19 protein-coding genes are annotated in these 21,033 nt (G+C 36.5%); 13 read left to right on the forward strand and 6 right to left on the reverse strand.

Going from position 1 to position 21,033, the window contains the following annotated elements:
• Positions 1 to 18: 18 nt before the first annotated feature.
• From Q1A01_RS04895 to Q1A01_RS04920, 6 genes are all read right to left on the reverse strand, one after another.
• Positions 19 to 1,686 carry a SusD/RagB family nutrient-binding outer membrane lipoprotein gene (locus tag Q1A01_RS04895; RefSeq protein WP_299676861.1) on the reverse strand — a complete coding sequence of 556 codons (1,668 nt, stop codon included), beginning with the start codon at positions 1,684 to 1,686 and terminating at the stop codon, positions 19 to 21.
• 25 nt (positions 1,687 to 1,711) lie between these two features.
• On the reverse strand, positions 1,712 to 4,996 hold the full coding sequence (locus Q1A01_RS04900; protein WP_299676864.1) for a SusC/RagA family TonB-linked outer membrane protein: 3,285 nt from the start codon (positions 4,994 to 4,996) through the stop codon (positions 1,712 to 1,714).
• 428 nt (positions 4,997 to 5,424) lie between these two features.
• A complete protein-coding gene (locus tag Q1A01_RS04905) occupies positions 5,425 to 6,276 on the reverse strand; it encodes a hypothetical protein (RefSeq protein WP_299676867.1) in 852 nt (283 codons plus the stop codon).
• A 12-nt stretch (positions 6,277 to 6,288) separates the two neighbouring features.
• Positions 6,289 to 7,761, reverse strand: a complete 1,473-nt coding sequence (locus Q1A01_RS04910) for a RagB/SusD family nutrient uptake outer membrane protein (protein ID WP_299676870.1) — start codon at positions 7,759 to 7,761, stop codon at positions 6,289 to 6,291.
• 17 nt (positions 7,762 to 7,778) lie between these two features.
• Positions 7,779 to 10,817, reverse strand: coding sequence for a TonB-dependent receptor (locus Q1A01_RS04915; protein ID WP_299676873.1), 3,039 nt, complete (start codon positions 10,815 to 10,817; stop codon positions 7,779 to 7,781).
• 416 nt (positions 10,818 to 11,233) lie between these two features.
• Positions 11,234 to 12,931 carry a BamA/TamA family outer membrane protein gene (locus Q1A01_RS04920; protein ID WP_299676876.1) on the reverse strand — a complete coding sequence of 566 codons (1,698 nt, stop codon included), beginning with the start codon at positions 12,929 to 12,931 and terminating at the stop codon, positions 11,234 to 11,236.
• Between the two features lie 185 nt (positions 12,932 to 13,116).
• On the opposite strand from Q1A01_RS04920, the gene rpsL reads away from it, so the two are divergent.
• From rpsL to rpmC, 13 genes are all read left to right on the forward strand, one after another.
• Entirely contained in the window at positions 13,117 to 13,491 is a 375-nt protein-coding gene (rpsL, locus tag Q1A01_RS04925) for a 30S ribosomal protein S12 (protein WP_089373255.1), read from the forward strand.
• A gap of 26 nt (positions 13,492 to 13,517) precedes the next feature.
• Entirely contained in the window at positions 13,518 to 13,994 is a 477-nt protein-coding gene (rpsG, locus tag Q1A01_RS04930) for a 30S ribosomal protein S7 (protein ID WP_299676881.1), read from the forward strand.
• A gap of 3 nt (positions 13,995 to 13,997) precedes the next feature.
• Complete coding sequence (gene fusA / locus Q1A01_RS04935) at positions 13,998 to 16,121, forward strand: elongation factor G (RefSeq protein WP_299676884.1); 2,124 nt, start codon at positions 13,998 to 14,000, stop codon at positions 16,119 to 16,121.
• A 12-nt stretch (positions 16,122 to 16,133) separates the two neighbouring features.
• Positions 16,134 to 16,439, forward strand: coding sequence for a 30S ribosomal protein S10 (gene rpsJ, locus Q1A01_RS04940; RefSeq protein ID WP_013073266.1), 306 nt, complete (start codon positions 16,134 to 16,136; stop codon positions 16,437 to 16,439).
• 151 nt (positions 16,440 to 16,590) lie between these two features.
• Complete coding sequence (gene rplC / locus Q1A01_RS04945; RefSeq protein WP_089373252.1) at positions 16,591 to 17,202, forward strand: 50S ribosomal protein L3; 612 nt, start codon at positions 16,591 to 16,593, stop codon at positions 17,200 to 17,202.
• The gene (gene rplD, locus Q1A01_RS04950; RefSeq protein WP_299676893.1) at positions 17,202 to 17,831 is read left to right on the forward strand and encodes a 50S ribosomal protein L4; all 630 of its coding nucleotides are present in this window, start codon (positions 17,202 to 17,204) and stop codon (positions 17,829 to 17,831) included. The genes rplC and rplD overlap by 1 nt, the downstream gene beginning before the upstream one ends.
• A gap of 6 nt (positions 17,832 to 17,837) precedes the next feature.
• Complete coding sequence (rplW, locus tag Q1A01_RS04955) at positions 17,838 to 18,128, forward strand: 50S ribosomal protein L23 (RefSeq protein ID WP_299676896.1); 291 nt, start codon at positions 17,838 to 17,840, stop codon at positions 18,126 to 18,128.
• A gap of 9 nt (positions 18,129 to 18,137) precedes the next feature.
• Complete coding sequence (rplB, locus tag Q1A01_RS04960; protein ID WP_299676899.1) at positions 18,138 to 18,962, forward strand: 50S ribosomal protein L2; 825 nt, start codon at positions 18,138 to 18,140, stop codon at positions 18,960 to 18,962.
• Between the two features lie 6 nt (positions 18,963 to 18,968).
• Positions 18,969 to 19,247, forward strand: a complete 279-nt coding sequence (gene rpsS, locus Q1A01_RS04965; protein ID WP_299676902.1) for a 30S ribosomal protein S19 — start codon at positions 18,969 to 18,971, stop codon at positions 19,245 to 19,247.
• An 8-nt stretch (positions 19,248 to 19,255) separates the two neighbouring features.
• Positions 19,256 to 19,666: a 50S ribosomal protein L22 gene (gene rplV, locus Q1A01_RS04970; RefSeq protein ID WP_299676904.1), complete on the forward strand. Its 411-nt coding sequence runs from the start codon at positions 19,256 to 19,258 to the stop codon at positions 19,664 to 19,666.
• A 4-nt stretch (positions 19,667 to 19,670) separates the two neighbouring features.
• Positions 19,671 to 20,387, forward strand: a complete 717-nt coding sequence (rpsC, locus tag Q1A01_RS04975) for a 30S ribosomal protein S3 (RefSeq protein WP_299676907.1) — start codon at positions 19,671 to 19,673, stop codon at positions 20,385 to 20,387.
• Positions 20,388 to 20,407: 20 nt separating this feature from the next.
• On the forward strand, positions 20,408 to 20,830 hold the full coding sequence (gene rplP, locus Q1A01_RS04980; protein ID WP_089373245.1) for a 50S ribosomal protein L16: 423 nt from the start codon (positions 20,408 to 20,410) through the stop codon (positions 20,828 to 20,830).
• 11 nt (positions 20,831 to 20,841) lie between these two features.
• Positions 20,842 to 21,030: a 50S ribosomal protein L29 gene (rpmC, locus tag Q1A01_RS04985; protein WP_089373244.1), complete on the forward strand. Its 189-nt coding sequence runs from the start codon at positions 20,842 to 20,844 to the stop codon at positions 21,028 to 21,030.
• The last annotated feature ends 3 nt before the right edge of the window (positions 21,031 to 21,033 follow it).

Raw genomic sequence — 21,033 nt, forward strand, 5'->3', positions numbered from 1 at the left:
AATTTTCTTTATTAAATTTTAGTTTGCAACAGGGAATCCACCACCACCAGCAGCAGAAGGAGGGTTTGTATCCCAGAATACTTGAATAGTCTGATCTGCTTTTTGGCTAATATTTGGATTAGCTAATACCTCAGACGAAGCATAAGGGAATGACCTTACAAAACTTCCTGGATTAGGCTCTAAGTTTGGAGGAAGTGTTGTTGGGAAACCTGTTCTTCTATAGAAGTTATAAGCTTCAGCACCAGCTCCAAATTGAGAAATCCAAAATTGCTCAGCTAGTAAGTTCATACGATCATCATTGTTAGTAGCATCATTAAATGCTTGTACTTGAGCAGCAACAAATGCAGTAATATCTGCAGGAGTAGCCTCAAAAGAAGTATCTCTAGAACCGTCTAATGCAGCAAATGTAACTACTTTGTTCACATGCTTGCTGATAGCATTTTCTAAGTGCATCGCAGCCGCTCCAGTATTATTTTGAGCCATTGCAACTTCAGCACGCATAAAGTCTACTTGAGATGCAAGTAAGAAAGGCTCTATACCAGCACCACCTCCACCTAGAGTTAATCCTACATTACCAAAACGATCATCATCAAATAATCCTCCAGCAGGGTATACGCCAGCCGCAGTTCTAAAGAAGTTATCTGGTGGAGCTCCACCATCATCACCATGTAAACGACCCCAGTATCCGTCTTCTAAGAAACAGAAAATGTCACCAAAACCAGCAGCAGCTACGTGAGCAGGTGGCTGTTGTAATGAACACTGTAATGTTTCTCCGTTACCAGCTGGATTACAACTAGCACCAGGAGTACAATCAGTTTGTCTGTAATAGTAGTAACGTATTCTTGGATCATTTGATTCTAACATGTAGTTCATAGTCCAATTAGACTTGTAGAAACCTGCACCAGAAGGTGTGTAATCTGCAACATAGTCAGGATGACGCTCATCAGGATTTACTTCGTTTGTTCCAAATCTAAATTCGAAATCTTGATCATTAGATTCGATGAAGTTACCTCCAGCGATAATCTGATCAAAAGTTGTATAATCTTGAACAGTAAGAGCAGCTTTTAAACGCATTGTGTTTATCGCTCTGATCCATAATGCAGAATCTCCATTATAAAATAAGTCAGTTCCTGAAGTTCCATTTAATAAACCTTCTGCTTCGTCTAATAAACCTAAAGCAGCAGTATAAACTGATGCTCCCGGATCTACATTAGGAGCTGGGAATTCGCTTGGATTTGCTATTTCAGTAAATGGAACATCTCCAATAAAATCAACTAGTAACATAAAGCTATGCGCTAACATTGCTTTTGAGATACCTTCTTGAAAGTTTAAAGAACCATCACCTGCTTCTTCGTTAAGAGCAGTAATAACATTAATGTTTGGCACCATAGCTGTAGAATAGATCCTATTCCAGTTACCATTAAGTGCGTTACCTGTTATTCCAGCGAAATAATCTCTAGATCCGAAAGTATTAATTCGGACAAGACCTGCAGCATTACCATTGAAACTAGAAATGTTATTTAAATACCCTATTTGAATAGTATTCGCTAACAAAGTTGGATCAGCTTGACTAGGGTTAAGTCCATTGGGATTTTCTAATTGCTCAAGTTCTATAGTTTCACACGAGTAAAACATAGCAGAACTAGCAACTGCAATCGCCATTATGAATTTAATTATTTTTTTCATAATTATTATTTTATAAATTTTTTAATTAAAATGATGCTTTAACACTTACACCATAACGCTTAGATGAAGGTCCATTAAGGAAGTCAAATCCACGTCCATTACCTACACCTACACCTGCTACGTTTGGATCAAAGTTTGCTCCATCAGGTGTGTTATATGCATCATACCAAAGGTTAAATCCGCTAGCCGTAATGCTGAAAGAACCAAATGGTGTTTTTTCTAAATATTTCTTAGGAACATTATATCCAAAAGAAATTTCTTGAAGTCTAACTACAGATCCGTCATAAACTTGTAATTCACCAGGACCGAACAGTATGTTTGAGAAGTAATACTGTGAGTTATTAATTTGAGTTTGATTAGGAGTTGAATTTCCAGCAGCATCAACATTTACACCAGGAAGGATAAATGTATTTTCTCTGTCTTCAGTTTCAACGATTAATCCACGACCAAGAAGTACAGATACAGTTGATGCATAAATGTCACCTCCTTTAGTGTGGTTAATTTGGAATCCTAAATTAAAGTTTTTATAAGATAATGTATTGATAAAGTTCATTACATAATCTGGTTGTGGGTTACCGATAATAGGTTGGATGTTACGTCCGTCATCTAAAGTAATATTTGGTTCAGATACATAGTTACCAGCACCATTTACAACGAAATTACCATTAGCGTCTCTTAAAATACGATCTCCAACAATTACACCTAATTGCTCACCTCTAATAGCAGCATTTCCTAAGTTTCCAAAACCAGCGTACACAATAATGTCATCATCTTGTTCGGTTACTATCTGCTCTGATTGTGTAAAGTTAACTCTTGAATTCCAGTTAAATCCATTGCTTTCGCTTTTGAAAATATCTACACCAAGATCAACTTCCCATCCATCTCCTTCTACTTTACCAATATTGTCCGTAGTTTGAGTAAAACCACTTGAAGGTGCTAGGGGTCTAAAAACGATTAGATCTTCTGTTTGACGATCAAAATAAGATACATCTAAACTAACTCTATTTTTCCATAAACGTGTTTCAATACCAAATTCAACTTCACTAATAAGCTCAGGCTTTAAGTTGAAGTTAGATTGGAAAGAACTTAGTCCGTTAGTAGTTAATCCTACCTGTTGCTGATTAATAGCTTGGTTTACTAACTGAGACACAGGGAAACCTGCATTACCAGTAAATTGATCAGGAAAACCTGCAGATGTACCTAAACTTGCTCTTACTTTTAAGTAATTTAATGCATCACTTTTTAAGCCTTCAAATGCAGCTGTAGGTAAGAAGGAAATACTTCCACTAGGGTAAAACTGAGAGTTGTTTTCAGTTGGTAAGTTAGAAACCCAATCATTACGTCCAGATAACGTAAGGAATAAGTAATTGTCATAATCAAAATCAGCTTGTGCTAATACACCAACAATGTTTCTAAAAGTAGTGAATTGTGCAGCTACTTGCTGTCTGAAGTTAAAGTGTCTTTGAACTCCAAATACAATTTGGTCAGTACTGCTTACTCCTTGTCCATCTTGTTCTCTTGATCTAGATGTTGCACCAGCAATAAAAGTAAGACCAATTTTATCACTTAAGTCATAATCTCCACTTATTGCTGCATAATGATCCCATATTCTTGTGTTAGTGTCAAATGTATTGTAATAACCTCTAATATCATCTCTAGCAGCTCCTAATACTCCTCCTCTATTTGAGAAACCTTCACTTCTATTATTAAAGAAATCAACACCAGCTCTATACTGAAGATTTAGATTATCATTTAATTGGTATGATAAAGTACTAGTTCCGAATACACGGTTAGTTAATTGAGAATCTCTTGCATTTTGAACAATCCAGTTAGGATTGTTAATGTCATTTCCGTTACGGTAGTAGATACTTCCTCCTGTTTCAGGAATTTCAAATGGAAGATTTGCTAAATCCACATTACGAGGTGTAAAGAATACATTCGCAAATACTGAGAATCCTGTAGTACCATTACCTAAAGATGCAGCTACTGGAGGGATAGAAAAGTTTGTTCTAGCATAATTTAAAGATCCTGAGATTGTAAATTTGTTAGATAATTGTGCTCTACCACCAATTGATAAGTTATTTCTTCTTAATGTGTTTCCAGGAATAAATCCTTGATCATTAAGATGACCGTAGTTTACATTATATGCTACTTTACCATCCTCAGAACTTCCGTTAAGGTTAATAGAAGTGTTAGAAACTGATCCAGTTCTAAAGAATGCGTCTACGTTGTTATATGGTCTCCACTCATATCTTTGGTCTTGAAATTCTTCTTGAAGAATGTTGTTACCACCTAAGAAACCATCTAAGAAAGCAGATGAAGAATAAGGGTGTTCAACAGTTCCATCTGCAGCGATTAACTGTGCAGGGTCATTTAAATATCCGTCAACACCATCTGGTCTGAAAGCAGGTCCCCAGTTTGAGAAAAACCATCCAAATGATTGGTCGAAACCTCCACCATAAGTGTTTTGGTAATCAGGTAATGAAGCGATTTCGTTTGCAAAGTAAGATTGGTTAATTGTAATCTCTGTTTTCTTTGGTCCTTGACCACGAGAAGTTGCAGATTTTGTAGTAATTACAATTACACCATTACGTCCAGCAGTACCATAAAGAGTAGCAGCAGCTAAACCTTTAAGTACGTTAACACTTTCGATATTATTTGGATCAAGATCTAAGAAACGAGAAGATCCGTTGTTTCCATTAGCAAAGTTGTTTCCGCCATTCGGATCACCGTTACCAGCATTGGTGTCACTACTAAAAGGAACACCATCAACGATGAAAAGAGCTTGGTTACTACCGTTAATAGAGTTGTAACCACGAATTACAACGTTAGTTGCAGATCCTGATGCACCACTCTGAGAAGTAATATCTACCCCAGATGCTTTACCCGAAAGTATACGTCCAACATCACCTTCTGTACGGTTTTCTATCTCTTCAGAAGAAACCTCACTTACAGCATATCCTAACGCTTTCTTTTCACGTTTTATACCCTGAGCAGTTACGATTACTTCATCAAGTTGATTGTCTGAAGCAAGAGTAACGTTAATTGTAGTTTGATTACCTACAGTAACCTCTTGATTTGAGTAGCCTACATAACTAAAGACAAGTACATCATTTGGACTTGCTTGAATAGTATAGTTACCATCAAAATCGGTTTGAGCTCCAGTCTGAGTTCCTTTAATAAGGACACTTGCTCCAGGCAATGGTCCGTTTTCTTCAGAAACTGTTCCGGAAACTGTTGTTTGTGCAAATGAAACTTGCACGACAAACGCTAACAAAAGCGTTAAAATTCCACTAAACTTTGTTTTCATTTTTATAAATTATTTGAATTAGCCAATGTCAAAAATCACAATAAAAAGTTAATTACACAACTATTTACTCCTAAATTTTAGAATTTTTAAATATATCTGAATATTAGGTGAGATGTATTTAAAATTAGAGCTCTAAGTGTTGAGTGTTATTTAATCTTTTGGTATTTGACAAGAAAAGTATGGAATTGTAATAGAATTAATTTCTTAATTTTTTAACATATTGTGCTAAGTGATTGATAGTGTAGTGTTTCTTGATTTGTAGTTTAGTTGTTTTGTTTTTTTCTTTTATTGGGTTTCTTGGTGTTAAATGTAATCTACGAGATAAATGCTTGTTGTTTTTTAAAATTAATTAAAGCTTAAATAAAAAAAAGTCCCATTACTTTAAAACTTAAAGTAATGGGACTTTTAAAAGTAACTGAGAATTAAACTTAAATCTTAGTTAGTCGGATAACAGCATCACTGGCCATTGCGCAGGTAGCTGTTCCGGGTTCATTGTAACCAATGACAATTTCAAATTCTGAATCATCTCCAGTAGTATAACTTCCTAAAACGTCTCCAATAGCAGGTCCTAGATCTAAGGAACCTCCACATTGAAGATTTGTAGGTTGATTAGGTGGTAGTACTACCGAATCACATACTAGGTTGAAAGTAAGGATTGTAGCTGGTTGTCCAATATCTAAATCTTCAAGTACAACTGCTTCAAACATTCTTTCTCCGAGAACATCCCCAGCAGATATGTTTACTATTTGACCTTCAGCATATAAGTTTCCAAAATCTACAGGAGTTATATTTGTTAGTTGATAGTTTCCTATAAATTCTGTGTCTTCAACTGGGCAAACTACGTTTACATTAATGTTTAGACTAGGGAAGAGTGTTGAGATTTGATATTCTGCAGATTCCGGAATATCTAAGATTAAATTGTCTTCTGACGGCATTCCTTGATTTTCTGTTATAGTAACTGAAAAATTAGCCACAAATTCATTGGCAGGAATAGTTACTTGCATGGGTGAAACAGTAAATGATTCAGACGGCAAGGAAGTAGCTTCATTTAATTCTAGTGTGATTACTCTATCTACATTAGATGTTTTTGAAGCATTTATCGAGAAATCTAACTCTATGGATTCGCCAATAGACAAGAAAACGCTCTCGCTAGTTTGATTTAAACTAATTATAGTTGGATCTGAATCTTGAATTCCTGATCCGAATTCTGAATCATCATCGCAAGAAATGAATGCGATAATACTCATTGTTACTAATAGTAAATATTTAATTTTTTTCATTTTCATTATATTTTAGTATCCAGGATTCTGAACGTAATTAGGATTTGCATTGATTTCCGCTATAGGGATAGGGAATTGGAATCTAAAATCTCCTGCAGGAAGTGTTTGAATCTCAGCTGGAGTTCCAGTTCCGTCCCTTAAATCTCCAAAAGAAGATCTTTGTAGAGCTTCTCCGCGTCTCTTAATGTCAAAGAAGCGATGTCCTTCAAATGCTAATTCAACACGTCTTTCAAATTGAATTGCATCTTCGAGATCTTGTCCAGTCTCTGTTCCAGCTACAAAATTGTTAAATCGTTCTGCTCTAAGTTCATTAAGTGTTGTTAAAGCAGGGCCTTCTAATCCTAATTCAAATTGTGCTTCTGCCTTATTTAATAAAACTTCAGCAGCTCTTATTGCTTTCGTGTCAAGACGACCATTTACTTGACCTTCTTCTCCTAAGAATTTTCTGATGCCATTATGTTCTGCATCTCCATTGGCGCTGTCAAATTGAATAACTTCTTTTCTGGCATCATCGTCGCTAATACTATTTAAGAATTCTAAATCAACGACATACTCCGAAATAGTGTTAGTTATCTCTCCTGTATCAGCGTCAAGGCTTCCTTGACTATAGATAACACCAACATTAGCTGCATTAGCTTCTGAACTTGTGTTTACAGAGAATTCAACAACAATACCTGCATTATTTGAATCTGTATAAACACCAGGTAGTTCAGGTATAGTTGCTAGCGGTGTAGTTACTTGATTTGCTGCGTCAATCGCATTTTGATATTGTCCCATATATAGGTAGACTCTAGATAGTATTGCAAAAACACCATTTCTAGTTAATCTTCCTTCATTGTTTTCTGTTGATATAAGAGCACTTGCCGACACTAAATCATCAATAATTTCAGTGTAGTTTGAGGCAACGGTTTCGCGTATAGGTGAGATAAAAGGATCTTCTATGTCTCCATCTTCAACTTTCACGTAAGTGATACCTAAAGCATTATTTGCATCATTTGATTGTGTAGGGATAGGTGCATAAGTTCTTACTAGGTCAAAATGTGCTAGTGCTCGTCCAGCTAAAACTTGACCTAAAATATTATCTCTAACCTCACCAGCAGGTAAATTGTCTATTTGTCCGATAACTAAATTAGCAACATTAACTGCTTCGTAAGCTTCGCTAAAGTATAGTGCTATAGCTCCACCAGTAACAGATGTATACTGATAGTTGAAAAAGACTTGATTGGAGCGTCTTCCTGTAGTTGCTAACACTGCGTTATCAGATAAAATGTCTGGAATCCCTTGCATTGCAGATCCTGGGGAAGCATAGTAGTTAAAAAATTGATTGTACATTCCGTCAACAGCAATTTGAAATGCTTGAGGATTGTCTAAAAACTCAACAGGGTCCACTTGCGTAAAAGGTGATAAATTGTCTATTTCATCACTGCAAGAAGATAAAATACTAAATAGTACTGTAGATAGTATTATTAATTTTATATTTTTCATTTTGTTCTTTTTTTAAATTAAAATCCTACTTCTACGCCAAAAGTATATGAACGAGTCTGTGGATAACTAAATAAATTAAATGCTCCGGCTACAAAACCAGCATTTCCTGGTGCAGAAGTCTCAGCAGAACCAATACCTACTTCTGGATCTCCTTCAAAACCAGTTACAGTGAGAATGTTTTGTCCAGTTCCGTATATTCTTAAAGAATTAATAAATAATTTTTCAGTAAAAGAACTTGGAAGGCTATAGGCTACTGTAAGAGATCTGAGACGTAAAAAGTCACCTTTTTCAAGAAATCTTGTAGATGTTTGATCTGCTGTAGCTTGGAATAATGGGCTAGGGAGCACGTTAGTATCTCCTGGTTGTCTCCAGAAGTTTAATGCTTCAGTTCTTAAATTTGCATCTATATTCCCTATAGCGACACCAGCTTGTCGTTGGAAGTTAAGGATGTAATTTCCAGCTTGGAATGCCCAGTCAGAACGTATGCTAAACCCTTTCCAGCTAAAATCTGTGTAAAAACCTCCTTGTAGGTCTGGTGCTGGGGATTTGCCTTCTAGTAAGGTGTTGAAGTCGCCGCTGAAAGCGTCAGTGATGTTGCCATCTTGATCTAGATATAATGGTGCTCCATTTCCAGGATTAACACCGGCATATCTAGGTAGAAAGAAAGAGTTGATTTCTTCCCCTTCTCTTAGAATTGTAGTGCCATTAATAATATCTTCTCCATTAACGAGAGATACTACTTCATTATTTAATTGGAATGATATATTTCCTCCTACAGAAAATCTCATATTGCTATTTCTTAAAACATCATAATTTAAAGAAACTTCAAGTCCTTGATTTTCTATTTCTCCAATATTAGATATGATAGAGTTGTTCTCGTCTCCAATAGTAGCGGAGATTGGTCTTGGTAATAATAATTGATCAGAATTTCTTTGAAAGAAATCGACAACCCCATTTAAGCGATTATTGAATAAGCCCCATTCTACACCAATATCAAGCGTTTCTTGAGCTTCCCATTGGATGTCTGGGTTACCTACACCTATAGGAAGAAGAGATGTGCTTCCATTAAATGTTCCGAAGTTAGCAAGGTTTAAGAATTGGAATTCTCCAATAGCTTGATTACCCGCAGTACCTAAAGATGCTCTAAGTTTTAAATTACTTATAGTAGAGTTACTTGATAAGAAATCTTCATTGGTAAGATTCCATGCCAAACTACCACTCCAGAAATACCCTTCTTGGTTATTCGGACCAAAACGAGTAGAAGTATCTCTACGTATACTACCTGAAGCAACATATTTCCTGTTATAATCATAAGTTAAAAATAATCCTTGTGAGAATAATCTGTTTCTAGCTTCATTGGATCCTGCAGCAGAAGCTTCTGCAGCAACATCTTGAAAAGGAATATCTGGTGTTGGAAAACCTCTACTAGTAGAAAACTGACTAGTGAAAATACGTTCAACGTAATCTAATAGAAAATCTGCTTGGATATTATGTACTTCATTAAAAGTGTCTTTGTAACTGAATGTATTCGTTACGTTGTAGCGTAGGTCTATAGAAGCATTGTCAGTTTGAGTTCCTGGGAAATCTGCATCTCCCACAAACCCTTGAAGAACTCCTCCAGGAAGTGATCTGTTGGTTCTGTTAAATCTATTAGATGTTGCTCCTACTAAAAAGTTGTTGGAGAATTTATTAGATATCTTTATGTCAGCACCAAGGCTTCCAATGATTAAAAAGTTTCTATTGTCTTCTGGTTCTGTTTGAAGTGCTAAAGCAATAGGGAATCCTGTAGATGTTGGATTGTATACATTTTCTCCATTTTCATCTACAGCAATGTCTCCATTGTCATCTCTTAAAAATAAAGGTTCGTATGGGTTGTAATCGTATAAAGCTCTAAATGGGTTTTGTACGTTGTTTCTATCTCGAGGTAAATCAGATGTATTACGTGATAAAGAGATGTTAGTGTTTATGCGTAACCAATCTTTGGCTTGGTACGAGGTGTTTAATCGAAGAGAGGTTCTTTCAAATCCATCTATACGATCAATGATACCTGTGTTTTTACTGTAGCCAAGGGATAGAAAGTAGTTTAAGCGATCGTCACCTCCAGAAATAGAAAGGGAGTTGTTTTGAATAAACCCTTGTCTGAGTAGTTCATTTTCCCAATCTGTATCTAAAGCTATAAGGTCTGCAAGTTCTTCAGGGGTTGATGTTGCTCCAGGTAAACTTTGAGCAGCAGCTACGCCTAATTCAGCAAATTGTCTTTCAATATCTAATTTCCCTCTTGCGTCTAAAAGATCAAATGGATCTGGGATACGTTGAGAAAAACCTATGGAAGAATTAAAATTAATTCTAGCTTCTCCGCTTTTTCCTCTTTTTGTTGTAATAAGTACAACACCATTAGCTCCACGTGAACCATATAAACTTACAGTTGCAGCATCTTTTAGAATAGAAAAACTTTCGATGTCATTAGGGTTGATGTTGTTTACGTCATTTGCGTCAATTGGAACACCATCTACAACATAAAGTGGTGTGGTAGATGCGCTTAATGATCCAATTCCACGTATTTGTACAAATGCGGTTTGACCTGGTCTACCGTTAGCCCCAACTACTTGTACTCCGGCAGCTTTTCCTTGTAAGGCGTTGTCTAAACTGGTAGATGGTACTAGGTTTTCTATGTCTTTCCCAGTAACTGTAGATATGGCTGAAGTAGAGAGTTCCTTGGTTCTACTACCAAAACCAACAATAACAACTTCGTCTAATGTGTTGTCCGGTTCTAGGGTAATAGTAATAGTAGTTTGATTCCCTACGGGAACTTCTACATTTTTAAACCCTACATAACTTACGATAATAATGTCGGTAGAATTTACATTGGATAAGGAGAACTTACCGTCAAAATCTGTTTGTGTACCATTTGATGTTCCTTTTATGAGGACATTAGCCCCAGGTAGAGGCCCCTCAGCTTCAAGAACTGTTCCTGATACTGTTTTTTGTTGTGCAAACGCAGTCTGAACTGCAAACACTAGCAATAGTGTTAGCACTAAGCATAACTTCTTTTTCATTTTTTTAAATATTACAATTTTTGATAAAAATCACAATAAAAAGTTATTTATACAACTATTTATTGCTAAATATTGACTTTTTGCGCACTTTTGATGAATTATCTTTAAATAGAATAGATTTTTTTCTTTTAAATTCTTCTGCTTAAGTGTTGAACTACTGCTCATTCAGTTAATGAATGGTGTTGTGTTCAGTGGTTTCCGTGGTGTAATTTTTTTTAAGCAGAAATTATAATTCTTTTAAAAATGCGTATCGGGTCATTATTTCGTTCACGATGAACTTAAAAATAGTAAGGAGGTGCTTCCCGAGATTTTCTATTTCTTTATCAAGATTGCTTTTTTCTAAAGGTTTTTAGATAACTCCGATAAAGTTTTACTTTTATGTTAATTTTAACATAAAAGTGAGATGAGTGCTTGGTTTAAAAGCGAATAGCTAGTTGGAAGTGTAGTTTAGTGTTTGAAAAACGAAATGTCTGATTTTCAGATTTTCCATTAGCAATGTTGATCTTAAAAATCCCAGCTTTAGTTCTTAGTCCAGCGCCAAGTCCAAAGCTTATTAGCTTTTCTTTTTGATCTGCTATTTCATTTTCAAAATAAGCAAGGTCAATAATGCTATGCACGTATATACTGGAGTTTAATACGTATCGATATTCAGTGTTCAGAGTGCTTACTAAGTTGGCGAAAATACTATTCTCCTCAAAACCTCGTATACTTGTGATTCCTCCAAAACGATAAAGTTCATTGGTTAAGTAGGAGTCCGAAAATAAGGCTTGTGTTCTGTTTCGTATGTAAATTTGATTTACATCATTTAATTGAAAGATGTGACTTGTGTTTGCATTTATATTAAGTTGTTCTTCTTCCTCAGTTGTTGAAGTTCTGTTTCCAATCTCTCCTCTTATAGTCAATTGTGTTTTTACGGGAAAGAAAAAATCAGATTGTAGTTTTGAAAAAGAAAAACTACCTAGAACTCTTTGTTGTGTGTAGTCTTCTATGATTTCATTGAAGGTGTCTGTTGTGTCAATAAGATCTTCAGATTGTTTAGATTTGTATCCTAGAGAAACGGTGCTATTCGGATTGATTTGGTAAAACAAGCTGACTTCTTGGCTGTTTTCAGAAAAAGTGCTGTCTTTTCTGAATAATGATAGTTGTGTTTCAATGCCTAATGGACTTTTGAATAAATAGGGTAATGTGACTTTTACATTTAATTGTGTTTGATCGTCCCCGTCACTTTTATAGTTTAAAAGTAGAGTTTCTCCGTAATTGAGATTGTTGGTGAGTATAAGATCTACATATCCATCTAATTGTAATCTATTGGTTTCTTCGTTTGTGGCAAAACCTAAAAAACCGTCAAAACGATTGTTGATTTTTCGTTCTAAATAGAAATAGACCGTAGTGCTATCTTTTGTGAATAAAACTTGAGGGTCCTTTTTAGAAGTGATAAAGCTAAGGTTGTTAAGTCGTTCGTTCTGTTCTAATAATTCTTTTTGGTTAAATATTTTCCCTTCTTTTATTCTAGCATAATATTTTAAATATCCTTTAGGAGCATTTTTGTAACCATTTATAATGATACGATCAGCATATCGATTTAAATCTTTTTCTATTATTAAGTTTCCTGAAAGCGTTCCTGTTTTGTTCTTGGATATGGAGGTAATTTGAAAACTGGTAAAAGGGTTTCCGCTATTAGATGCAATAGTGGTTAAGTTTTCTAAAACCGCTTTCGCGAAAGCGGTCTCAATAAGAATACTGTCGTTTCTAACCGTAAGTTCTGCTTGTTTAAGATATGTTTTGATAGTGATTTCCTTGCCTACGTGTACTCTTATGTATTTATAATGCCGACCTAAATTTATTGTTGATTCATAAGATGAATCGTTTGTTTTTTTTCTTGTTTCTGTAATATCTATGTAGCCTAATTGAGAAAGTTTTCCCTTTAAACTGTCTATCGTTTTAAATAAAGGAATGAGCTCTTTGAATGTTTTCTGGTAGCCAATACTGTCAATTGTTTTTGTTGAGCTGGGTAATTTTCCAATGATATTGAGGGTTATTTTTTTTTCTTGAGATATACAATAGGAGGAACTACATATATATAGAATGAAAAGGATGTAGATGGTGCGTCTCAAGTAAATTATTTTTTGATGTAAAACTAACGGTTTTTGTAGCTAAAAAGTGTTTTTCGTTTTAATTATTAAGAAACCATTTTAAAATAAGTGAGTTATTATTTGAATAATCTCAAAATAATTGTACTTTTGCAAGCCCTTAGAGAAGGGTTAGTTAATTTTTAACAAAATTTAGGTAGAAAGAAATTATGCCAACAATTTCACAATTAGTACGAAAAGGAAGAGCCAAAATAACCAAGAAGAGTAAATCGGCTGCTTTAGATTCGTGCCCACAACGCCGCGGCGTATGTACTCGTGTTTACACGACTACACCTAAAAAACCAAACTCGGCTATGCGTAAAGTTGCGCGTGTTCGTTTAACAAATGGTAAAGAGGTGAATGCATACATTGGTGGTGAAGGACACAATCTTCAGGAGCACTCGATAGTATTGGTTAGAGGCGGAAGGGTAAAAGATTTGCCAGGAGTTAGATATCACATTGTACGTGGAGCTTTGGATACCGCAGGTGTTCAAGGAAGACTACAGTCGAGATCTAAATATGGTGCAAAACGCCCTAAGAAGTAAATCATCAACACTTTTAAAGAGAAGAAATGAGAAAAAGACAGGCCAAAAAGAGACCACTTTTACCAGATCCACGCTTTAACGATCAGTTAGTAACTCGATTTGTTAATATGATGATGTGGGATGGGAAAAAATCGGTAGCCTTTAAAGTTTTTTACGATGCAATAGATATCGTAGAAGAAAAGAAAACAGATGACGAAAAAACTGCACTTGAAATGTGGAAGGATGCATTATCTAATGTGATGCCTCACGTTGAAGTTCGTAGTCGTCGAGTAGGAGGGGCAACTTTCCAAATTCCAATGCAAATTCGTCCAGATCGTAAGATCTCAACTGCTATGAAGTGGTTAATCGGATATGCAAGAAAAAGAAACGAAAAGTCAATGGCTTCTAAACTTGCATCAGAAATTCTTGCTGCTGCAAAAGAAGAAGGTGCTGCTGTTAAAAAACGTGTTGATACACATAAAATGGCAGAAGCAAATAAAGCATTTTCACACTTTAGATTCTAAGAAATGGCAAGAGATTTAAAATTTACTAGAAATATTGGTATTGCTGCACATATTGATGCAGGAAAAACTACTACTACAGAGCGTATTCTTTATTATACAGGTGTAAGTCATAAAATTGGAGAAGTACATGATGGTGCTGCGACAATGGACTGGATGGAGCAAGAGCAAGAACGTGGAATCACGATTACTTCTGCTGCAACTACTTGTGAGTGGAAATTTCCAATCGAAAATGGAGAGCCAACTCCTGATACTAAAGGATATCATTTTAATATTATAGATACTCCAGGTCACGTTGACTTTACGGTTGAAGTAAATCGTTCGTTGCGTGTGCTTGATGGGTTGGTGTTCTTGTTTAGTGCTGTTGATGGTGTAGAGCCTCAGTCAGAGACTAACTGGAGACTAGCGGATAATTACAAAGTACCACGTATTGGTTTTGTAAATAAAATGGACCGTCAAGGTTCTAACTTCCTTGGTGTTTGTCAGCAAGTGAAGGATATGTTGAAGTCTAATGCTGTGCCAATCGTATTGAATATTGGTGATGAGGCAGACTTTAAAGGGATTATCGATCTTGTTAAGAATCGTGCTATTGTATGGCATGATCATACACAAGGGGCTACTTTTGATGTGATCGATATTCCAGAAGATATGAAAGAAGAAGCTAGAAAATATCGTGCACTACTTATAGAGGAAGTTGCAGGTTATGATGAGAATCTTCTTGAGAAATTTATGGAAGACGAAGATTCTATTACGGAGGAGGAAGTGCATGCTGCGCTTCGTGCTGCTGTAATGGATATGTCTATCATACCTATGGTTTGCGGCTCAGCATTCAAAAATAAAGGAGTTCAATTCCTTCTTGATGCTGTATGTCGTTACTTGCCTTCTCCTACGGATAAGGAAGGTATCGTAGGAATTAATCCTGATACTGAAGAAGAAGAAGTGCGTAAGCCAGATGTGAAAGAACCTTTTGCGGCATTGGCATTTAAAATTGCAACAGATCCATTTGTAGGTCGTCTTGCATTCTTCCGTGCGTATTCAGGTCGTTTAGATGCGGGGTCTTATATTTTAAATAACCGTTCAGGGAAAAAAGAACGTATTTCTCGTATTTATCAAATGCACTCTAATAAGCAAAATGCTATCGAATATATCGAAGCAGGAGATATTGGAGCGGCAGTTGGATTTAAAGATATTAAAACTGGAGACACAATGTCTGCAGAGAAGCATCCTATTGTTCTTGAATCAATGGACTTCCCTGATCCGGTAATTGGTATCGCGGTAGAGCCTAAGACAAAAGCTGACGTAGATAAACTAGGTATGGCACTTGCTAAGCTTTCTGAAGAAGATCCAACATTCCAAGTAAAAACTGATGAAGCTTCAGGTCAGACTATTATATCTGGTATGGGTGAGCTTCACTTAGATATTATTGTAGATCGTCTTAAGCGTGAGTTTAAGGTAGAGGTTAATCAGGGACAGCCACAAGTTGAGTACAAAGAGGCGATTACGCAAAAAGCTGATCATCGTGAGGTGTACAAAAAACAATCAGGGGGTCGTGGTAAATTCGCAGATATCGTATTTACTATAGAGCCAGCTGAAGAAGGTAAGGTGGGTCTGGAGTTTGTTTCTACAATTAAAGGTGGTAATGTTCCTAAGGAATTTATCCCGTCTATTGAAAAAGGATTTAAAACAGCAATGATTAATGGTCCTTTAGCTGGATATGAAGTAGATGCAATGAAAGTGACATTAACTGATGGTTCGTATCACGATGTGGATTCTGATCAGTTGTCTTTCGAGCTTGCTGCTAAGTTAGGATTTAAAAACGCTGCAAAAGCTGCAAAAGCAGTAATTATGGAGCCTATTATGAAACTTGAGGTAATTACACCTGAAGAGAATATGGGTGACATTGTGGGGGATCTTAACCGTCGCCGTGGACAAGTAAGTGATATGGGAGACCGTGCTGGAGCAAAAACAGTAAAGGCTACCGTACCACTTTCGGAAATGTTTGGATATGTAACTACATTGAGAACATTGTCTTCTGGACGTGCAACTTCAACAATGGAATTTTCTCACTATGCAGAAACTCCTTCTAATATTTCAGAAGAAGTAATTGCAGCATCTAAAGGAACAAATTAATTTACTAAGGATATGAGTCAAAAAATAAGAATCAAATTAAAGTCTTACGACCACAACTTAGTAGATAAGTCTGCTGAGAAAATCGTAAAGACAGTAAAAACGACAGGTGCTGTTGTAACTGGGCCAATCCCACTTCCTACACACAAGAAAATTTTTACAGTACTACGTTCGCCACACGTAAACAAGAAGTCTCGTGAGCAGTTTGAGCTTAGCTCTTACAAGCGTTTACTAGATATCTATAGTTCTTCTTCAAAAACTATTGATGCGTTAATGAAGTTAGAGTTGCCTAGTGGAGTTGAAGTAGAGATAAAAGTGTGATAGATTGAGTGCGCTTTCGCGAAAGCGTACTCATCACTATAAAATGTCCTGAGCTGCGTGCGAAGGAAAAACGGAGAAAATACATTCAGGGTTGAAGGTATTTGACCCTGTTTTTTTTGAATAGATTTTTTAATAATTAATATAAATAAATATGTCTGGGTTAATCGGAAAAAAAGTAGGTATGACCAGCATCTTCGACGAGAATGGGAAGAATATTCCTTGTACAGTCTTAGAGGTAGGTCCCTGCGTAGTTACCCAAGTCAGAACCAAAGAAACTGACGGGTATGAAGCCCTTCAACTTGGTTTCGATGACGCAAAAAAGGCAAACAAAGCTGCTAGCGGTCACGCTAAAAAAGCAGGTACGGTTGCAAAACGCAAAGTTGTCGAGTTTCAAGGATTTGAAGGAGAGTTTAAATTAGGAGATGCAATCACTGTAGATCACTTTGAAGAAGGTGAATTTGTAGATGTAGCTGGCACTTCAAAAGGTAAAGGTTTTCAAGGGGTTGTTAAGCGTCACGGTTTTGCTGGGGTAGGACAAGCGACTCATGGTCAGCATAACCGTTTGAGAGCTCCAGGTTCTATTGGTGCTGCTTCTTATCCTGCACGTGTATTCAAAGGAATGCGTATGGCAGGTCGTATGGGAGGTGATCAAGTGAAAGTTCAAAATTTAAGAGTTTTAAAAGTAGTTGCAGATAAAAATCTACTTGTAGTGAAGGGGTGTGTACCTGGACATAAAAACGCTTATGTAACCATTCAGAAATAATGAAAGTAGCAGTTGTAGATATTAAAGGAAAAGAAACAGGGAGAGAGGCAAACCTTTCTGATGCTGTTTTTGCTATAGAGCCTAATAATCATGCTGTTTACTTAGATGTTAAGCAATATCTAGCTAATCAACGTCAAGGAACTCATAAGGCAAAAGAGAGAGCTGAGATTTCAGGGTCTACTCGTAAGATTAAAAAACAAAAGGGAACTGGTACTGCTCGTGCGGGAAGTATCAAGTCTGGTGTTTTTAAAGGAGGAGGAAGAATGTTTGGTCCTAGACCAAGAAATTATTCCTTCAAACTAAATAAAGGGATGAAAAGATTAGCACGTCGTTCTGCACTTTCTTTAAAGGCAAATGATAAGGCAATCACAGTCGTAGAAGACTTTAATTTTGAAGCTCCAAAGACAAAAGATTTTATTAATGTGCTTAAGGCTTTGGGTCTTGAGAATAAAAAATCTTTAATAGTGTTGGGAGAGTCAAATAATAATGTATATTTGTCGTCACGCAATTTAAAGAGCTCTGAAGTTGTAACAAGTTCAGAATTAAGTACTTACAAAATTATGAATGCAAATAATGTTGTATTGCTTGAAGGTTCTTTAGAAGGTATTGAGACTAACTTAGCTAAATAAGACGTCATGAGTATTTTAATAAAACCTGTTATTACGGAAAAAGCTACGATGGATAGTGAGGTTAATAATCGCTATACTTTCGAAGTAAGTATGAGAACAAATAAGGTTGAAATTAAAAAAGCAGTTGAGTCTGCTTATGGCGTTTCAGTTGAAAAAGTTCGAACAATGAATGTCCGTCCTAATCGCAAATCTCGTTATACGAAATCTGGGGTTATTACTGGTAAAACAAACGCTATAAAAAAGGCGATTGTACAGTTGGCGGAAGGTGATACAATAGATTTTTATAACAACATTTAATTTCTTAAAATGTCAGTAAGAAAACTAAAACCTATCACTCCAGGGCAGCGATTTAGAGTTGTAAATGGTTTCGACCAGATTACAACTGACAAGCCGGAAAAGAGCCTTTTGGCTCCGAGAAAACGCTCAGGAGGTAGAAACAACACGGGAAAAATGACTGTGCGCCAATTAGGTGGTGGTCATAAAAGAAGGTATCGTATAATTGATTTTAAACGTAATAAGGAAGGAATTCCTGCTACAGTTGCTTCAATTCAATACGATCCAAACAGAACAGCATTTATTGCATTGCTTAATTACCAAGATGGTGAAAAGCGTTATGTGATTGCTCAAAACGGTCTTCAAGTAGGTCAAAACATTGTTTCTGGTGCTAATGTAGCTCCGGAAATTGGTAATGCTATGCCGCTTTCAGATATTCCATTAGGTACAATTATTTCTTGTATAGAGTTACGCCCAGGGCAGGGAGCTGTTATGGCTCGTAGCGCTGGTGCTTTTGCTCAGTTAATGGCGCGTGATGGTAAATTTGCTACGGTTAAATTGCCATCAGGAGAAACAAGGTTAATTCTTGTTACTTGTATGGCTACAATTGGAGCTGTGTCAAATAGTGATCATCAATTGTTAGTATCTGGTAAAGCAGGTAGAAGCCGTTGGTTAGGAAGAAGACCTCGTGTGCGTCCAGTAGTGATGAACCCTGTTGATCACCCAATGGGAGGTGGTGAAGGTAAATCTTCTGGAGGTCACCCTCGTAATAGAAACGGAGTTCCTGCAAAAGGATACAGAACACGTTCTAAGACGAAAGCGAGTAATAAATATATTGTAGAACGTAGAAAGAAATAATAAGATATGGCACGTTCATTAAAAAAAGGACCTTACGTTCACTATAAATTAGAGAAGAAAGTTGCTGCAAATGTAGAGGGTAATAAGAAGACAGTGATCAAAACTTGGTCAAGGGCTTCTATGATTACTCCTGACTTTGTTGGTCAAACAATAGCAGTACACAATGGTCGCCAGTTTGTTCCAGTATACGTTACTGAGAATATGGTAGGACATAAATTAGGAGAATTTTCACCTACACGTTCTTATAGAGGACACGCAGGTGCAAAAAATAAAGGTAAAAAATAATTGAAGTCATGGGAGTTCGTAAAAGAGAATCAGCAGAGGCGCGCAAGGCTGCAAATAAGCAAGTAGCTTTCGCTAAATTGAATAACTGCCCGACTTCACCTCGTAAAATGCGTTTAGTAGCAGATATGATACGTGGCGCAAAGGTGGAGAGAGCACTTCAATTATTGAAATTTAGTAATAAAGAGGCATCTCGTAAAGTGGAGAAACTTGTTCTTTCAGCTATCGCAAATTGGGAAGCAAAGAATGAAGATTCAAGTCTTGAAGATGCAGATCTTTTTATTAAAGAGATCAAAGTGGATAGTGGAGCGATGTTGAAAAGACTTCGTCCAGCACCACAAGGTCGCGCACACAGAATTAGAAAACGCAGCAATCACGTAACAGTTGTGCTTGGTGCAAACGATAACACACAAAGCAATTAATTAGATGGGACAGAAGACAAATCCAATCGGAAATCGCCTAGGAATTATCAGAGGATGGGAATCTAACTGGTATGGTGGTAACGACTACGGTGATAAACTTGCCGAAGACGATAAGATTAGACGTTACATTCACGCTCGTTTAAGTAAAGCTAGTGTGTCACGTGTAATTATTGAGCGTACGCTTAAACTTGTAACCGTTACTATCACTACTGCTAGACCTGGTATTATTATCGGAAAAGGTGGGCAAGAGGTAGACAAGTTAAAAGAAGAGCTTAAGAAGATTACTGAAAAAGAAGTACAAATTAATATTCATGAGATCAAACGTCCAGAACTTGATGCGTTCTTGGTGGGGTCTAGTGTTGCGCGTCAAATCGAAGGTCGTATCTCTTTTCGTCGTGCAATCAAGATGGCAATTGCGGCTGCAATGCGTATGAATGCAGAGGGTATTAAAATCCAAATTTCTGGACGATTGAATGGAGCTGAAATGGCACGTTCTGAGTCTTATAAAGATGGACGTATTCCTTTATCAACATTTAGAGCCGACATAGATTATGCTTTAGTTGAAGCTCATACTACTTATGGTAGATTGGGGATTAAAGTGTGGATTATGAAAGGTGAAGTATATGGCAAAAGAGAACTTTCTCCATTAGTTGGTTTACAGAAAAAATCAGGTAAAGGTGGTTCGGGTAAAGATAATCGCGGATCTCGCCGTAGAAAGTAATTTTTTAAAAGAACAAGAAAATGTTACAGCCTAAAAAAACAAAATTTCGTAAGCAGCAGAAGGGGCGTATGAAAGGTCTCTCTCAAAGAGGGCATACACTTTCAAACGGAACTTTTGGAATTAAGTCAACAGACTCTAATTTCATTACTGCTAGACAGATAGAAGCAGCTCGTATTGCAGCAACACGTTACATGAAAAGGGAAGGTCAATTATGGATCAAAATATTCCCGGATAAGCCTATTACAAAGAAGCCTCTTGAGGTACGTATGGGTAAAGGTAAAGGTGCTGTAGAATATTGGGCAGCTGTGGTAAAACCAGGACGTATATTATTTGAAGTAGGTGGGGTGCCTGAGCCAGTGGCTAAAGAAGCACTTAGACTTGCAGCTCAAAAACTTCCTGTGAGAACAAAGTATATTGTAGCTAGAGACTTTTCAGCTGAATAAATTATAAGATAATGAAACAATCAGAAGTAAAAGGATTATCTGTAGCAGAATTACAAGAAGAACTTGGAAAAGCTAAAAGATCTTATGCAGATCTAAAAATGGCACATACAATTTCTCCATTAGACAATCCTATTCAATTGCGTGCTTTAAGACGTACTGTCGCAAGAATAGCAACTGAATTAACTAAAAGAGAACAATAACGC

Source organism: uncultured Dokdonia sp., assembly GCF_947492815.1.
GTDB lineage: Bacteria > Bacteroidota > Bacteroidia > Flavobacteriales > Flavobacteriaceae > Dokdonia.

Coding starts and splice junctions, on each gene's coding strand:
- rplB (WP_299676899.1), top strand. CDS start 18,138: ATGTCAGTAAGAAAACTAAAACCTATCACTCCAGGGCAGCGATTTAGA.
- rplV (WP_299676904.1), top strand. CDS start 19,256: ATGGGAGTTCGTAAAAGAGAATCAGCAGAGGCGCGCAAGGCTGCAAAT.
- Q1A01_RS04905 (WP_299676867.1), bottom strand. CDS start 6,276: ATGAAAAAAATTAAATATTTACTATTAGTAACAATGAGTATTATCGCA.
- rpsL (WP_089373255.1), top strand. CDS start 13,117: ATGCCAACAATTTCACAATTAGTACGAAAAGGAAGAGCCAAAATAACC.
- rplD (WP_299676893.1), top strand. CDS start 17,202: ATGAAAGTAGCAGTTGTAGATATTAAAGGAAAAGAAACAGGGAGAGAG.
- Q1A01_RS04915 (WP_299676873.1), bottom strand. CDS start 10,817: ATGAAAAAGAAGTTATGCTTAGTGCTAACACTATTGCTAGTGTTTGCA.
- rpsG (WP_299676881.1), top strand. CDS start 13,518: ATGAGAAAAAGACAGGCCAAAAAGAGACCACTTTTACCAGATCCACGC.
- rpmC (WP_089373244.1), top strand. CDS start 20,842: ATGAAACAATCAGAAGTAAAAGGATTATCTGTAGCAGAATTACAAGAA.
- Q1A01_RS04895 (WP_299676861.1), bottom strand. CDS start 1,686: ATGAAAAAAATAATTAAATTCATAATGGCGATTGCAGTTGCTAGTTCT.
- Q1A01_RS04910 (WP_299676870.1), bottom strand. CDS start 7,761: ATGAAAAATATAAAATTAATAATACTATCTACAGTACTATTTAGTATT.
- rpsJ (WP_013073266.1), top strand. CDS start 16,134: ATGAGTCAAAAAATAAGAATCAAATTAAAGTCTTACGACCACAACTTA.
- fusA (WP_299676884.1), top strand. CDS start 13,998: ATGGCAAGAGATTTAAAATTTACTAGAAATATTGGTATTGCTGCACAT.
- rplC (WP_089373252.1), top strand. CDS start 16,591: ATGTCTGGGTTAATCGGAAAAAAAGTAGGTATGACCAGCATCTTCGAC.
- rpsC (WP_299676907.1), top strand. CDS start 19,671: ATGGGACAGAAGACAAATCCAATCGGAAATCGCCTAGGAATTATCAGA.
- rpsS (WP_299676902.1), top strand. CDS start 18,969: ATGGCACGTTCATTAAAAAAAGGACCTTACGTTCACTATAAATTAGAG.
- Q1A01_RS04900 (WP_299676864.1), bottom strand. CDS start 4,996: ATGAAAACAAAGTTTAGTGGAATTTTAACGCTTTTGTTAGCGTTTGTC.
- rplP (WP_089373245.1), top strand. CDS start 20,408: ATGTTACAGCCTAAAAAAACAAAATTTCGTAAGCAGCAGAAGGGGCGT.
- rplW (WP_299676896.1), top strand. CDS start 17,838: ATGAGTATTTTAATAAAACCTGTTATTACGGAAAAAGCTACGATGGAT.